This is a genomic window from Nocardia sp. NPDC004573 (assembly GCF_053602135.1).
In genome coordinates, this window is the sequence record NZ_JBSGDA010000011.1 from 51,578 (window position 1) to 69,470 (window position 17,893).

Annotated in this window: 1 pseudogene; it reads right to left on the reverse strand. The window is 71.0% G+C overall.

The window, feature by feature from the left end:
* Nucleotides 1-133 precede the first annotated feature (133 nt).
* A pseudogene (locus tag ACWEKR_RS19010) lies at nt 134-16,747 on the reverse strand (SDR family NAD(P)-dependent oxidoreductase); the annotation flags it as partial.
* Nucleotides 16,748-17,893 lie beyond the last annotated feature (1,146 nt).

The window sequence follows — 17,893 nt, forward strand, 5'->3', positions numbered from 1 at the left end:
TTTCCTCTGTCTCGCCTCTTCGATGCCACGTGTCACGCCCGCCCGGCGGTCATCGCGGAGCACCGTCACTGCCTGCCGCCGACCGCGCGAGCGCCGGCTCCGTTTCGTCGAGTTCGCCCAGCCAGCGCCGAATCTCGGTGGCGACGGCCGGGGAGGCCGCTCCGATGATCGAGAAATGGTCGGCGTCGAGCTCGACCGTCTCGCCGGTGTGCAGCCAGGCCGGCACCGGCTCGGCGAGGTCCAGCCCCGGCAGCGGTGTGGTGGCCCGCAGGTCGAACGTCGGCGCGGCAATCGGCGACGGCAAGCGTTGCTCGAACAGCCGCGCGTATTTCGCCATGGCGACCAGACCGTGATCCCCGACCTCGGTTACCTCGTGTCCGAGGTCGAGTACCGAGCCGATCGCGCTCAGCAGCACCCGGCGGTTCTCCTCCGGGTCGTCGGGTGAATACGTGTCCAGCAGGATCACCGCAGCCGGGCCGCGCCCGTCCCGCTCCAGCCGATGCGCCAGCGCGTGCGCGATCGCGCCGCCGGCCGAATAGCCGAGCAGCGCGACCGGCCGCTCGTCACCGCGGTTGCGCACCGCCGCGGCCAGGTGATCCAGCAGCACGTCCCAGGATTCCGGCAGCGCCTCGCCCGGCTGCGTACCGGGCAAGCGCAGCGCCGCGATCGTCCGGTCGGCGCCGAGTTCCCTGGCCAGCCGGGCGAACTGGTGCGGCCCGGTGCCGACCACGAACGACGGGACACAGAGCAGGGTCGCCGATCCGGTCGCCCTGCTCAGCGGAATCGGCGCCGGGGCTGCCACCTCGGTGAAGGTGTCCACGAGTTCTGCGCTCGCCAGCAGCATCGGTATCGCGGCGCCGACCCGGCCGCGCCGGTGCGCGGCCAGCACCAGCTCGGTGAGCGCACCCCTGGATCCGGTTTCCACATGCATCGCGGTGGCGGGCACGTCCGCGGGCGCCATCTCCGGGATCCGGGAAGCCACATACGCCGCCAGGGCCTCGCCGGTGGGATGGTCGAACACGAGTGTCGACGGCAGCGTCAGCCCGGTGGCCTCGGCCAAACGATTGCGGAACTCGATGCCCGCCAGCGAGTCGAATCCCAGTTCCGTGAACGGAGCTCCCGGATCGATCGCGTCACCGGAGGCGTGGCCGAGGCTCGCCGCGATGTGCTCGCGAACGGCGGCCAGCACCACGCCGGGGCGCTCCGCTTCGGCGGTCGCGGCCAGCTGCCGTGCCAGCGACCGCACTCCGCTCGCGCGTCGCGGTGCCGCGGTGACCAGGGAAGCGAGCATCCTGGGCAACGCTCCCGCCGCGGCGAGGGCGTTCAGCACCGCCGGATCCAGACGCGCGCCGACACCGGTCGGCTCGCCCGCGGCTATGGCGCTGTCCAGCAACGACATTCCGGAGTCGTCGTCGAGCGGGATCAGGCCCTCGCGGCGCATCCGTGCGATGTCGGTGTCGGTGAGGGTGCTCGTCATTCCGCTCTCCGCGCGCCACGGTCCCCACGCGAGCGAGGTGGCCGGCAGTCCGCGGTGGTGCCGGTGCTGCGCGAGCGCGTCGAGGAACGCGTTCGCCGCCGCGTAGTTGGCTTGGCCCGGGCTGCCGATCGTGCCCGCGAACGAGGAGAACAGCACGAACATCGACAACTCGAGATCGGCGGTGGCTTCGTGCAGGTGCCAGGCCGCGTCGGCCTTGGGCCGGAGCACCGCGGCGAGCCGCTCCGGGGTGAGGTCGGCCAGGAGTCCGTCCGCGAGTGTGCCCGCGGTGTGCACGACGGCGGTCAGCGGATGCTCCGGCGGAACGGCCGACAGCAGCCGGTCGAGCGCCGCCCGGTCGCTCACATCACAGGACGCGATCTGCACGTGCGCACCCAGTCCGGCCAGTTCCGCCGCCAATTCCGCCGCGCCCGGCGCGTCCGGACCGCGCCTGCTCGCCAGCAGCACCCTGCGCACACCGTGCTCGACGACGAGGTGCCGGGCCGTGAGCCCACCGAGGCTTCCGGTGCCGCCGGTGATCAGCACCGTGCCGTCGGGATTCGGCCGCGGAGCGGGTTTTCCGTGCGCGTCGGACGCGCTCCGGCTCAAGCGGGGCACGTACACGGCATCCTCACGCACGGCCGCCTGGGCTTCGTCGGCCATGCCGAGTAACGTCGCGACGGCACGGCGGTATCCCGCCCGGTCCGCCACGTCGACGAGCAGGATCCGGCCCGGGTTCTCGTGCTGCCCGCTGCGCAGCAGACCCCACACCGCCGCGCCGGCGAGGTCCACCGACACCGTGGGTGTCACGGCGACCGCCCCGTGGGTGACGACGACGACCCGGTCGTGGCGGGTCAGGAGTTCGGTCACCCGTTCCGCCGTATCGGCGAGCCGCCCGCGCACCACATCGGGCACGTCGCTGTCCGCGGGTGTGTCCTCGATCCGGAGCACCGCGACGGAACCTCCGTCGACGCGCACGATCTCGTCGGTGCCGACGAGCGCCCAGTCCTCGTCCGCGCCGAGTCCGTGGCGCTCCCCGGCCGGCAGTGGCACCCACCGGAGCCGATACGGATCGTGCCCGGTGCGGGCGGCGCCGGCGGACCGCAGCGTGTCGATCGGGATCGGGCGCATGGTCAACGCCGCAACCCGGAAGATCTGTTCGCCGTGCGCATCGGTGAGCGTCACCGCGATCGGCTGGTTGTCCCTGTCCCCGGAGCGGGGCTCGGCCGCGGCCAACCGTACCCGCGCCGCGTCCGCACCCACGGCGTGCAGGTCCACGTCCTCCCACGAGTAGGGGACGTAGATCTCGTCAGCGACGGGCTCACCGGTCAGCCCGGTGAACCGGATCGCGTGCAACGCCGCATCCAGCAACGCCGGATGCAGCCCGAATCGGTCGGTCGCCGAATTCTCTTGTCCGGGCAGGCGCACCTCGGCGAAGACCTCCTCGCCGCGCCGCCACAGTGCGGTCAATCCCTGGAACAACGGCCCGTGCCCGTAGCCGCGGTCGGCGAACTCGGTGTACATGTCGCTGACGTCCACCGGCACCGCCCCTACCGGCGGCCAGGGTTCGGTCAGCGTGGCCGTCTCGACCGACGTCGACTGCACGACAAGGGATCCGGTGGCGTGCCGGATCCATTCCGCCTGTTCCGGCGCGCCGGCGCGATGTGGACGCGAGTACACCGACACCGCACGCGCGCCGGTGTCGTCGGGGCCGTCCGCCAGCACACGCAATTCGACCGAGCCGTCGGCCGGGACCGCCAAGGGCGCCGTCACCACGAGCTCGGCCAGGCGCGGATTGCCGGTCATCGCGCCGAGGTACAGCGCCAACTCGGCGAAAGCCGTCCCCGGCAGCAGCACGGTTCCGCCGATCATATGGTCGGCCAGCCACGGGTGGCTCGACAGCGACAGACGACCGGTCGCCACCACACCGCGGGAGTCCGGAAGCCAGACGGCGGCGCCGAGCAGCGGATGGTCGACATCGTCCAGGCCGGAGGACCGCACGTCGGGGGTGTGCCCGGCGGCGGTGAGCCAATACCGCTGATGGTCGAACGCGTACGTCGGCAACGGAACCCGGCGCGCCGAGCTGCCTTCCCACAGCGGTTGCCAGTCCACCGCCACCCCGGCGACGTGCGCGCGGGCCAGGAAGGTCACGAAGTGCCGCGCTTCCGCTCCCGCGCGGCGGGCCGCGGCGGCGGTCAGCCATCCGTTCGCGGCGTCGTCCCCGAGGCAGCCGCGGGTCATGGCTGTGAGCACGGCGTCCGGACCTATCTCGAGGAACCGGCGCGCGCCGGTCTCGGCCAGCGCCCGGATACCGGGCGCGAACCGGACAGCCGCGCGGATCTGCCCGACCCAGTACTCCGGATCCGTGAAGGCCTCCCCCACCGCCCCGGTCACATTCGACACGATCGGCACCAGTGGCTCCCGGTATGTCAGCTCTTGGGCGACGGCGCGGAACCGGGCCAGCGCGGGCTCCATCCGCGCGGAGTGGAATGCGTGGCTCACCTGCAGCCGCGTCGTCTTCTGTCGCTGCGCCGCGATGGTCCGTTCCAGCTCGCCGATCGCGTCCTCGTCACCGGAGAGCACCACCGCCTCGGGTCCGTTCACCGCCGCGATCGAGGCGCGGTCGCCGAACGCGGTGAGCAGTTGCGCCGCATCGCTTTCGGAGAGGGACACCGCCAGCATGGCTCCGCCTCCCGGCAGCGCACCCATCAACCGTCCGCGTGCCGCCACCAGCGCGCACGCGTCCGGCAGCGACCACACCCCCGCCACGTACGCCGCCACCAGCTCACCGACGGAGTGCCCGATCAGCACGTCCGGGAACACGCCGAACGACTCCACCAACCGGAACAACGCCACCTCGAACGCGAACAACGCGGGCTGCGTCCACTCCGTCCGATCCAGCACACCCGACGGATCGGCGAACATCACCTCCCGCAACGACAGTGCCGGTTCGCCGGGCGGAGGCGTCTGCGCCGCACCGGCGGAGTGCTCCCGCAGCCGGTCGAATTCGGCGCACACTTCGTCCAGCGCCCGGGCGAAGACCGGATAGGACGCGTACAGCTCGGCGCCCATGCCCACTCGCTGCGAGCCCTGGCCGGTGAACAGAAACGCGGTCCTGCCCGAGCCGGCCGTCCCCTCGATCACACCGGACCCCGGACCGGCCGCCAAATCCGCGAGTCCGGCCAGCAATTGCTCCCGATCGACCCCGACGACGGCGCCGCGCCACTCCAGCTGCGCGCGGGTCTGCACCAGCGAGCGTCCGATGGAACCGGCATCGGCGTCCGGATGCTCGACCGCCCACGCCCGCAGCCGCTCGGCCTGCGCCCGCAGACCGGCCTCCGATTTCGCCGACACCACCCACGCGATCACGCCGTCCGGCTCGGCTCCGCCGTCGCGCACGACGGGCCGCCCGTCGCGTGCGGGCGCTTCTTCGACGACGACGTGCGCGTTCGTCCCGCTGATCCCGAACGACGACACCCCCGCACGCCGCACCCGCTCCCCGGCGGGCCAGGGCTCCGCCTCGGTCAGCAACCGCACCGACCCCGCCGACCAATCCACATGCGGCGAGGGGGCATCCACGTGCAGCGTCCTGGGCAGCATCTCGTGCCGCAGCGCCTGCACCATCTTGATCACGCCACCCACGCCCGAGGCCGCGACCGAATGGCCGATATTCGACTTCAGCGAGCCGATCCGCACGGGTTCACGCCGGCCCTGACCGTAGGTCGCGATCAAGGCTTGCGCTTCGATGGGATCGCCGAGCGGGGTTCCCGTCCCGTGCGCCTCCACCGCGTCGACGTCGGCCGGTTCCAGGCCCGCCGCCGCCAGCGCCGCCGCGATCACGCGCTCCTGCGACGGACCGTTCGGCGCGGTCAGGCCGTTCGACGCGCCGTCCTGGTTCACCGCCGAACCGCGGATCACCGCCAGCACCTCGTGGCCCGACCGCCGGGCGTCCGAGAGCCGTTCCAGGGCCAGCACGCCGACCCCTTCCGACCAACCGACACCGTCCGCGGCGGCGGCGAAGGATTTGCACCGCCCGTCGGGGGCCAGCCCTCGCTGTCGCGCGAAGTCCACGTACAGCTCCGGGCTGCCCGATACGGTGACTCCGCCGGCCAGTGCCAGCGACGTCTCCCCGTTCCGTAGCGCCTGGCAGGCCAGGTGCAGCGCCACCAGCGAGGACGAGCACGCCGTGTCCACCGTCATGGCCGGACCCTGCAGGCCCAGGACATAGGCCACCCGTCCCGAGGTGACGCTGTCGGAATTGCCGGTCATCCGGAAACCCTCGTACGCACCGACCACCCGCTCGGAATAGCCGGACGGAGTGGCGCCGACGAAGACTCCGGTGTCGCTGCCGCGCAGTGCGGTCGGATCGATACCGGCGTCTTCCAGGGCTTCCCAGGCGGCCTCCAGCATCAGCCGCTGCTGCGGATCCATGGCCGTCGCCTCGCGCGGGCCGATTCCGAAGAAAGCGGGGTCGAAAGCGCCCGCCTCGGTCAGGAATCCGCCCTCGCGCACGTAGGTGGTGCCGGGTTGGTCCGGGTCCGGATGGTAGAGCCGATCGAGGTCCCAGCCGCGGTCGGTGGGGAACGGCGTGATCGCGTCCGTACCCGCGACCAGAAGCTGCCACAGTTGCTCCGCCGAACTCACGCCGCCGGGATACCGGCAGCTCATTCCGACGATGGCGATCGGCTCGTCGACCCGGGTCCGCGGCGTCACCCGCGCGGGGCGTGGCGGCGCGGCCGGAGCGTCACCGATCCTGGACACGAGGAACTGCGCCACCGCACGGGCGCTCGGGTGATCGAACACCAGGGTCGAGGGCAGCGACAGTCCGGTGGCCTTGGCGAGCCGGTTCCGGAATTCCACACCGGCCAGCGAGTCGAAACCGAGCTCGGTGAACGCGGTCTCGGGATCGATCGCCTCCGCGGAGGCGTGCCCGAGCACCGCGGCCGCCTGTTCCCGGGTGACGGTCAGGGCCACCTCGGCGCGGTCGGCGGCCGTGGCCGCGGCCAGCCGGCCCACCGGCTCCCCGCCGGTGCCGCCCCGCCGCGCGGATGCGGGCGCCAGCGCACTCAGCAATGCCGGCAAGGCTCCCGCCTCGGCCTGCTCCGCCAGCCCCGATCGATCGAATTCCGCGCCGATCACCAGGGCCGACCCCGCGGTGAGCGAAGCGTCGAACAGCGACAGCCCCGTCGTGTCGCCGAGCGGGCGGAAACCCAAGCGCCGCAACCGTTCCAGACCCGCGGCACCGAGGTCGGCGGTCATCCCGGTGCCCGCGTTCCACGGACCCCAGGCCACCGATACGGCGGGCAGGCCCGCGCTACGGCGCAACCGGGCCACCGCGTCGGCGAACGAATTCGCCGCCGCGTAGTTGCCCTGCCCGGGAGATCCGGCCAGCCCGGCGACCGACGAGAACACCACGAACGCCGAGACATTCGCCGCGTCCCGCGTCGCTTCGTGCAGCAGCCAGGTCCCGTCCGCCTTCGGGCGCAGCACCCGGTCCACCTGCGCGGCGGTCAGGGTCTCGACCGTCCCGTCGTCCACCACACCCGCGGCGTGCACGATGCCGGACAGCGGGAACTCGTCCGGTACCGCCGCCATGACCGCGGTCAGATCGTCGCGATCGGCGATGTCACACGCCCGGACATCCACCTGGGCCCCCAGCGCCGACAGGTCCGCGACGAGTTCGGGGACACCCGCGGCGTCGCGACCCCGCCGGGAGACCAGCAAAAGCCGCCGAACGTTGTGTTCGGTCACCAGATGTCGCGCGATCAGCGCACCCAGACCGCTGGTCCCGCCGGTCACCAGCACCGTGCCCGTCCCGAACGAGATCCCCTCCGCTTCCGGCGCCGCCGCGATCCGGCGCACCCGGGGCACCGACAACCGGCCCGCACGCACCGCGACCTGCGGTTCGCCCGCGGCCAGCGCCGCCGACACCGTCCCGGCGTCGATATCACCGTCCCGATCGAGGAGCACTATCCGGCCCGGATGTTCCGCCTGCACGCTGCGCAGCAGACCCGCGACGGCAGCGGCGGCCGGGTCGGGCGATTCACCCGGCAACCCGAGCGCGTTTCGGGTGACCACAACCAGGCGGGCCGCGTCGTACCGTGTATCGGTGAGCCACGACCGCGCCGATTCCACTGTCCGCGTGACCCAGTGGCGAGCCGCGTCAGCACAGTCGGCGTCCACCGTTTCGGCGGTCTCCGCAGCCCAGACGATCGTTGCCGCGTCCGTATCGTCGTCCGGTTCGCGCAGGTCGGTGACACGCAGGTCGATTCCCGCCACGCTGCCCGCGCCGAGCATCGCCATCGATCCCGCCGACTCGGTGTCGCCGGTGGACACCGGCACCCACTCCAGCCCGTGCAGCGGCACCGCCGCCGTGTTCGACCGGACCCGCTCCACCGTTCGCCGCTCGACCGGATGCACCACCAACGAGTCCACGCTCAACACCGGTGCGCCGGTCTCGTCCACTACATCGAGCCGGATCCGGTAACCGCCGGACAGCACCGCACGGACCCGCACCGGCCCCGATCCCGACCGGACCGGCCGCAGCCCACCGATCGTGACCGGCAGCGGCACCCGACCGGCGGGCAGGTCGTCCATGACGAAGTCGAGCGCGGGGTGCAGACAGGCGTCGAACAAGGCGGGGTGGATGCCGTAGCCAGACGCCTGCGCGGCGGTGGCGTCGTCCAGCGATACCTCGGCGAACACCTCGTCGCCGCGCCGCCACGCCGCGCGCATGCCCCGGAAGGCGGGACCGTATTCCATGCCCAGCTGCGCGATCCGGCGATAGATCGCCTCTTCGTCCAACTCTTCCGCGCCTGCGGGTGGCCAGACCCGATCCCAGCCGGTGGCGTGGCCGGGGCCGGGGTCGGCGGCGAGCACGCCACCGGCATGGGGCACCCATGCCTCGGCGTCATCGAGGTCCGCAGTGCGGGAGTAGAGGGTGAAACGCCGCCGTCCGCCTGCTTCGGCCGCACCGACCGCCACCTGCACGTCGACGGCGCGCTCACCGAGAGCGAGCGGGATGTCCAGCTGCATCTCCTCGACCGAGCGCACGCCGAGCCGGTCGCCGATCGCCGACATCAGTTCGAGGTACGTGGTCGCCGGAACCACCGGTGTACCGAACACCACGTGGTCGGCGACCCACGGATGCCCGGCATCCGACAGCTGCCCGGTGAACAGCCATTCGTCCTTGCCCGCCACCGGCACCGCGTCCAGCAGGATCGGATGGTCGATGGCGCCCGCCGCGACCGGACGCACCACGTCCAGCCAATAGCGCCGTCGCTGGAAGGCATAGGTGGGCAGGGGAAGACGCTTCGGAGACCGGCCGGCGAGCAAGGGCTCCCAGTTCACCTCGATGCCGCTGTTGTGGGCGTGGGCGAGGAAGGTGAGGAATTGCCGCACCTCGTCGACGCCGCGCCGTCCGGCCGCCGCCACCAGGGACCGTGATCCGATCTCCTCGGGCAGGCACTGCCGCGTCATCGCGGCCAGCACGGCGTCGGGCCCCAGCTCCAGGAATCGCCGGACGCCCAGGTCCACCAGGGTGTCGACACCTCGGGCGTAGCGGACGGTGTCGCGCACGTGACCGGCCCAGTACAGGGAGTCGGCGAACGCCTCGCCGCCCACGACCCCGAACACGTTGGAGATCACCGGCACCAGCGTGCTGCCGTAACCGATTCCGGCGGCCAACGCCTCGAATTCCGGCAGCATGGGCTCCATCAGCGCGGAATGGAACGCGTGACTGACGCGCAGCCGCGTTGTCTTGACCCCGTCGGCGGCGAGCGCGGGCTCGAGTTCGGCGATGGCGTCCTCCGTGCCGGAGAACACGATCGCCGACGGTCCGTTCACCGCCGCGATGGACAGCCGCCCGCGGAATCCGGCGATGGCTTCGGCCGCCCGCTCCTGCGGAAGCGCGGCCGCGAGCATGGCGCCGCCCTCGGGCAACGCACCCATCAACCGCCCCCGCGCCGCCACCAACGCACACGCATCAGCCCTCGACCACACCCCCGCCACATACGCCGCCACCAACTCACCGACCGAATGACCGATCAACACATCCGGACTGATACCGAACGACTCCACCAACCGGAACAACGCCACCTCGAACACGAACAACGCAGGCTGCGTGAACTCCGTCCGATGCAGCAAATCCTCACCCGCCACCCCGAACACAACATCCCGCAACGAAACACCCAACAACGGATCGAACTCCGCACACAACTCATCGAACACCCCCGCAAACACCGGAAACGCCGCATACAACCCCGCCCCCATCCCCACCCGCTGCGCACCCTGACCCGTGAACAAGAACGCGATCCTGCCGCCGACCGGCGCGCCTTCCGCCACACCAGGTGACGAGACACCCGCCGCGAGGTCCGCCAGACCGGTCAGCATGGCCTCCCGGTCGCCCGCGACGACGACGCCGCGCCGATCGAACCGCGTGCGCGTGGTCAGCAGGGTGTGCGCGACGTCCGCCGGGTCCGCTTCCGGATGCGCCGCCACCCAGTCGTGCAGCCGCCTGGCCTGCGCCCGCAATCCCGCTTCGGTTTTCGCCGACACCACCAGCGGCACCATGCCCGCGCCCGCGGCGGGCGCGTCCGTGGTGACCGGCGCGGTGGCGTGTTCCGCACTCGCGGCGGCCTCCTCGAGGATCAGGTGCGCGTTGGTGCCGCTGATCCCGAACGAGGACACACCGGCCCGGCGCAGCCGGTCCACCGACGCGGGCCACGGCCGTTCCTCGGTCAGCAGCCGCACCGCCCCCGCCGACCAATCCACATGCGGCGACGGCGCATCCACGTGCAAGGTCTTCGGCAACGTCTCGTGCCGCAGCGCCTGCACGATCTTGATCACGCCGCCGATCCCCGAGGCAGCCTGCGAATGACCGATATTCGATTTCAGGGAACCGACCCACAACGGTTCCGCGCGCCCTTGTCCGTAGGTCGCGATCAACGCTTGTGCCTCGATCGGATCACCCAGCGGCGTCCCCGTACCGTGCGCCTCCACCACATCCACATCCGCGGGCGCCAACCCCGCCGCGGCCAGCGCCGAAGCGATCACCCGTTCCTGCGACGGACCGTTCGGCGCGGTCAGACCATTGCTCGCACCATCCTGATTCACCGCCGACCCACGAATAACCGCCAACACCTCGTGCCCCGCTCGCCGCGCGTCCGACAAACGCTCGAGCACCAGCACACCGACACCCTCGGACCAGCCCACACCGTCCGCCGACGCCGAGAACGCTTTGCAGCGCCCGTCGCGGGACAACCCGCGCTGGCGAGAGAATTCCAAGAACATGAACGGGGTCGACATCACCTGCGCGCCACTGGCCAGTACCAGCGAACTCTCCCCTTGGCGCAGGGCCTGACAGGCCAGGTGGATGGCCACCAGCGACGACGAACACGCCGTATCCACGGTCACCGCCGGGCCTTCCAGACCCAGCGTGTAGGCCACCCGGCCGGAGAGCACGCTGCTGGTCGAGCCGGTGCCGACATAACCTTCCGCGATCGCGCCCGCGGCTTTGGCGATCTCCTCGTAGTCCTGGTACGACACGCCGGTGAAAACGCCTGCGTCGCTGCCCCGCAACGACGCAGGGTCGATGCCTGCGTGCTCCAGCGCTTCCCACGACGCCTCGAGCAGCAAGCGCTGCTGCGGATCCATGGCCGCCGCCTCCCGCGGCCCGATCCCGAAGAACCCCGCGTCGAACTCCGCGACCTCGGAGAGGAAGCCGCCGTACCGCAGATACGAGGTCCCGGAGTGGTCGGGGTCGGGATGGAAAAGCCGGTCCAGATCCCAACCGCGGTCGGCCGGGAACTCGCCGATCGCGTCCGTTCCGGCCGCCACCAGCTCCCACAGTCCGTCGGGTGAGCTGACGCCACCCGGGTACCGGCAGCTCATTCCCACGATCGCGATGGGCTCGTCGGTGCGGACGCGGCGCTTGATCCGTGCGGCGCGGCCCGCGTCGGTGTCGTCCCCGTCGCCGACCCGGGAGCGCACGAACGCGGCCACGGCCGCGGCGGTGGGATGGTCGAACACCAGCGTGGACGGCAACTGTACGCCGGTGGCCTTGGCGAGACGATTGCGGAACTCCACCCCGGCCAGCGAATCGAAGCCGAGTTCGGTGAACGGCGCGGCGGGATCGATGGCGTCGCCGGAGATATGCCCGAGCACACCGGCGACCTGTTCGCGCACGACGTCCAGCACGATCGCCGCGCGCTGCTGTTCCGGCGCGGCGGCCAAGCGCCGCGCCAACGTCCCGCTCTGGTCGGCGGCCCGCCGTACGGGCACCGCGACGATCGATTGCAGCAGTCGCGGCAGCGCGCCTTCGCGGGCCTGCACCGCCAGCGCCTCGGTATCGAACTCCGTCGCGATCAGCACCGGTGACGGCGCGGCGAGGGCGCGATCGAACAGCGCCAAGCCGTCCGCCGTCGTCAACGGCCGCACGCCGAGACGGCCCATCCGCGCCATCGCCGCACCGCCCAGACCGCTGGTCATGCCGATGCTCTGGTTCCACGAGCCCCACGCGATCGAGACCGCGGGCAGACCCGCCGCGCGCCGCCGGAACGCCAGCGCGTCGAGGAACGCGTTCGCCGCCGCGTAGTTGCCCTGGCCGGGGGCGCCTACCACACCCGCGACCGAGGAGAACAGCACGAAGGCCGCGAGGTCGCGGGTCAATTCGTGTAGATGCCACGCGGCGTCGGCCTTCGACGCCAGCACCCGGTCGAGCTGCCCGGCGGTCAAAGTTTCGATGGTGGCGTCGTCGAGCACGCCCGCGGAGTGGATCACCGCGCTGGGCGTGAATTCGCCGGGCAGTCCGGCCAGCAAAGCCGCGACCGCGGCCCGATCGCTCACGTCGCAGGCCGCCACGCGAACCTGCGCGCCCGCGCCGGTCAACTCACGCACCAGCGCGTCCACCCCGTCGGCGTGTGCACCCCGCCGCGACACCAGCACCAGTCGCCGCACGCCGTGCGTGGCGACGACATGCCGCGCCACCTCCGCTCCCAGTCCGCCGGTGCCGCCGGTGATCAGCACCGCGCCCGCGCCGAACGAATCACCGTCCGCCGTCACCGCCGCGTGCTGCTTGCGCAGTCGCGGGACGCGCAGGCCACCACCGCGCACCGCCAGCTGCGGTTCGTCCGACCGCACCGCCGCGGTGACCACCTCGGCGGTGACGTCGTCCTCCGGGGAGGCGTCGAGGAGAACGAACCGGCCGGGGTGCTCGGCCTGGGCACTGCGCACCAGACCGCACACCGCTGCTCCCGCCGGGTCCGGCAGCTCGTCCGGCAGGCCCGCGGCTCCCCGCGTCAGGATGACCAGCCGCGACTCGTGCCCTCGTTCCCCGGTCTGCCACGACTGCAGCAGCTCCAACGTCGCCCGCAGCCGGTCCCGCGTTCGTGTCGTCGCATCGCTCTCGGCCCCGGTGGGCGACCACACGACGATCTCCGGCGCTTGGTCGCCGAGCAGATCGGCGAGTTCCGCGCCGCGGCGCTCGGCACCGGCCACGTCGGCGGCGCCGAGCACCGCGACCGTCGCGGCTGGTCCGCCCGGTGCCGCCGACACCGGTACCCATTCGATATCCGACAGGGAGGCGCGCCGCCCGGCCGAGCGGCCGAGCGCCTCGGCATCCACCGGGCGAGCGGTGAGTGATTCGAGGCTGAGCACGGGCGCACCGGTGTCGTCGACGGCGGCCACCCGGACGCGTCCGGCGCCCGAGCGCTCCAGCCGCACCCGGACGGCGGCCGTCCCCGCGCGGTACAGCCGGATTCCGCCGAACGAGAACGGCAGCGGCAGCCTGCCCGCGGGCATGTCCTGGGCCAGTTCGGTGATCGCGGTGTGGAAGGCGGCGTCCAGCAGGGCGGGGTGCATTCCGAAAACCGATGCCTGCTCGGTGGATTCGGCCGGGAGCGATACCTCCGCGAGCAGGTCGTCACCGTCGCGCCAGGCCGACGTGACGCCCTGGAACACCGGGCCGTAATCGAACCCGAGACGCGCCAATCGGTCGTAAAGCCGGTCGACCGGCACCGGTTCGGCCCCGGCGGGCGGCCATTCCACGTCCTCCGTCGAGGCGGACCAGCCCGATTCGACCCACGCGGGAACATCATTCGTCCCGGGGGCGAGGACACCGTTGGCATGCGGCACCCACTCGCCCGCATCGGCATCCTCGGCCGCGATCGCGCGCGAATAGACGACGAACCGGCGGGCGCCCGTCTCGTCGGCGGGTTCGACGGTCAGCTGGATATCGACCGCGGTGTCGTCGGCGAGCAGCAGCGGCGCCTCCAGCAACAGTTCCTCGACGAGGACGGTGCCGAGCCGGGCGCCCGCGGTCAGCGCCAGTTCCACGAAGGCGGTGCCCGGCAGCAGCACCGACCCGAAGGCGACGTGGTCGGCCAGCCATGGATGCGTCCGCACGGACAGCCGGCCGGTGAACAGCCATTCGTCCCGCCCCGCCAACGGCACGGCGCCGGTAAGCATCGGATGATCCGATGACTCGAGTGACGCCTCGATCGCCAGCGGTTCCAACCAGTACCGCTGTCGTTGGAACGCATAGGTCGGCAGCACGACGCGGGTCAGCGGCCGACCGGCGAACAGCGGCTGCCAGCGCACGTCGATACCGGCCGTGTGGGCGTGCGCGAGCATGGTGACGTACTGCGCCACCTCATCGGCCGAACGGCGTGAGGCGGCGGTCACCATCGACGCGGCTTCCACTTCCGGATGTTCGGCCAGGCACCGGCGTGTCGTCGCCGCCAGCACCGCGTCCGGGCCGATTTCGACGAAGCGGCGGACCCCGGCAGCCACCAGGGCATCCACGCCCGGCGCGAACCGCACACAACCGCGCAGCTGCTCGACCCAGTATTCCGGGTCGGTCAGTTCGGCCTCGGCGAGCGCGCCGGAGACGTTCGACACCACCGCGACCGTGGGCGTCCGGTACGTGAGCCGCTGGGCGACGGCGCGGAATTCGGCCAGCATGGGGTCCATCCGCGCGGAATGGAACGCGTGGCTGACGCGCAGCCGCGAGGTTTTGACGCCCGCACCGGACAGCTGACGCTCGACCTGATCGACGGCGTCCGCGTCACCGGAGATCACCACCGACGACGGGCCGTTCACCGCCGCTACCGACAGCGCGTTCCCGTGCGCAGCGATGAGTTCGACGGCGCGCTGCTCGGTCACCGCGGCCGCGAGCATGGCGCCGCCCTCGGGCAACGCACCCATCAACCGCCCCCGCGCCGCCACCAACGCACACGCATCAGCCCTCGACCACACCCCCGCCACATACGCCGCCACCAACTCACCGACCGAATGACCGATCAACACATCCGGACTGATACCGAACGACTCCACCAACCGGAACAACGCCACCTCGAACACGAACAACGCAGGCTGCGTGAACTCCGTCCGATGCAGCAAATCCTCACCCGCCACCCCGAACACAACATCCCGCAACGAAACACCCAACAACGGATCGAACTCCGCACACAACTCATCGAAAACCCCCGCAAACACCGGAAACGCCGCATACAACCCCGCCCCCATCCCCACCCGCTGCGCACCCTGACCCGTGAACAAGAACGCCGTCTTCCCCGGGAGGGCCACACCGTCGAGCGCACCGCCTGCGGCGCCGGAGGCCAGCTCCGCCAATCCGGACAGCAACTGGTCTCGATCGCGGGCGACCACCGCGGCGCGGCGGTGCCATTGCACCCTGGTCTCGATCAGCGCGGAGGCCACGCTCCACAGGTCGGCGTCCGGATGCCCGAGCAGCCACTCGTGCAATCGGGCCGCCTGGGCGCGCAGCGACTCGTCGGTCTTCGCCGACACGAGCAACGGCACGGCATCGGCCGCGCAAGCGGGACCGGCGGCGCGGTCCTGCGTCTCGTCGCCGGATGCCGGCGCGGGCGCTTCTTCCAGGATCACATGCGCGTTCGTCCCACTGATCCCGAACGACGAGACACCCGCCCGGCGCACCCGCTCTCCCGCGGGCCACCTCTCCGCCTGCGTCAGCAGCCGTACCGCGCCCGCCGACCAATCCACGTGCGGCGACGGCGCATCCACGTGCAAGGTCTTCGGCAACGTCTCGTGCCGCAGCGCCTGCACCATCTTGATCACGCCGCCGACACCGGCCGCGGCCTGCGAATGACCGATATTCGACTTCAACGACCCGATGCGCAGCGGTTCGTCGCGCTGCTGTCCATACGCGGCGATCAGTGCCTGCGCCTCGATCGGATCGCCGAGCGAGGTGCCGGTGCCATGTGCCTCCACCGCGTCCACATCCGCGGGCGTCAGTCCGGCCGCGGCCAGCGCCGCCGCGATCACGCGCTCCTGCGACGGACCGTTCGGCGCGGTCAGACCGTTGCTCGCACCATCCTGATTCACCGCCGACCCACGAATAACCGCCAACACCTCGTGCCCGGAGCGCCGCGCGTCCGACAAACGCTCCAATACCACGACACCCACGCCCTCGCCCCAGCCCACACCGTCCGCCGACGCCGAGAACGCCTTACAGCGCCCGTCGCGGGACAACCCGCGCTGGCGAGAGAATTCGATGAACAGGAACGGCGTCGACATCACCGTGACGCCACCGGCCAGCACGAGGGATGTCTCGCCGCGGCGCAGCGCCTGGCACGCCAGGTGGATGGCCACCAGCGACGACGAACACGCCGTATCCACCGACACGGCGGGGCCTTCCAGGCCCAGCGTGTAGGCCACCCGGCCGGAGACCACGCTGCCCGTCGAGCCGATCCCCGCGTAGCCCTCCGCGATGGGTCCGGCCGCTCTGGCGGTGTGCTCGTAGTCCTCGTACATCACGCCCGCGAACACGCCGGTATCGCTGCCCCGCAGGGAAGTCGGGGCGATTCCGGCGTTCTCCAAGGCTTCCCAGGATGCCTCCAGCAGCAGCCGCTGCTGTGGGTCGGTCGCCGCCGCCTCCCGGGGACCGATGCCGAAGAATCCCGCGTCGAAGTCGCCCGCGTCCCGCAGGAAGCCACCGGAGCGCGTGTACACCTTTCCGAAGCGGTCGGGGTCCGGGTCGTACAGCCCCTCCGGCTTCCAGCCCCGGTCTGCCGGGAACTCGCCCACGGCGTCCACTTCCGCCGCGACCAGCTCCCACAACTGCTCCGGCGACGCGGCCCCGCCCGGATACCGGCAGCTCATGCCGACAATCGCGATCGGTTCGTCGATCTTCTCCCGCAGCTGGGTCAGGTCGTCGCGCGTCGTCATGAGTTCGACGGTGACCTTCTTCAGGTACTCCAACATGCGGTCGGACGAGTCGCCAGCGCCGTTGTCCACGTTTCACATCCCGGGTATCGCAGGGTCGACAAAGAAACCCGGCGGCGCGAGCAGCGGCGCGGGTTCGCAAGAACTACCGAGTGGTTCGGTCAGGTATCGGTGACGAAGCAGCCGGTCGAGGCGCCCGCGAGCGGCAGACGAGGCCGGCGCGCGTCGCGACCGCGTATTTCCGCGGAGGAATGTTTCTCCGCGGTTATCGAGATGGACATATCGACGTTACCCTCGGTGACGGAAAAGCCGACACAGCGGAGCGTCCTGTGTACCACGGATCCTTATCCGAGGCGAGCACCTTACTTCCCAGAGCTGAGAAGACGAATCCATAGCACATTTGCAATCTTTCTTCGGCAGGCAAAGCGCCCGGACAACCGTCCAGTCGCGTGCTGAGCGTTAGCCTGCCAGCCGTTCCGCTTTCCCGCAAGTGATCCGCGAACCGCCCGTTCCGGCAAAGATCCGGCGCGCGTTCCGCGGGCCGCCGGGGTGGAATCAGGACGCCCACGCGGCGCCGGAGCGGCGGCGCGAACGCCCCCCAGCGGACCGATTGCCGCCATGGCATGTGCGAATGCCGAGCGTGCACGCCACTTCACCAGACGGGCGGACCCGGCCCGAGAACGGCCACGGCGCTGCGGATCAGGAGCCGGGGCCGCGCCACACCCGAGCGAACCACACCGGCCGACTCCGGACCACGCCGCGGCGCGATGCGACAGAACCGTTTGCTGAAACCCAGACCGTTTCGGTTACCGCGAACGGTCTCGACATCGATCCCCGTGAAATCACTTTCCCGGTGAATACCCGAAAAAATCCGCAATACGGCGCACTAGCCCTTCCGGACAAAAATCGGCAGGAGGTCGAATATCGGGCGCCGCGAGATAACACCCATTCCGAAAAATACCGCACACTCACGAACCGATCCGCAATAGATTCTGCGCACAGTCCACACCGAGCCGATCGACCGTTTATATAACGATCAGTTTTGTTCACGCCATTGAACAAAAGTCCGTTTTATTTATTCTGTAAATACTCGGCCGACGCGGACGGTGGCCACCGCAGAATCCCGGCAACGGATCGATGCCGGACCGGGCCGGTGGACGAGCCGTGCCTCCTCGATCGCAGGGCGTGGTCCTCGGCGGCGCCACTCACCCACCGCAG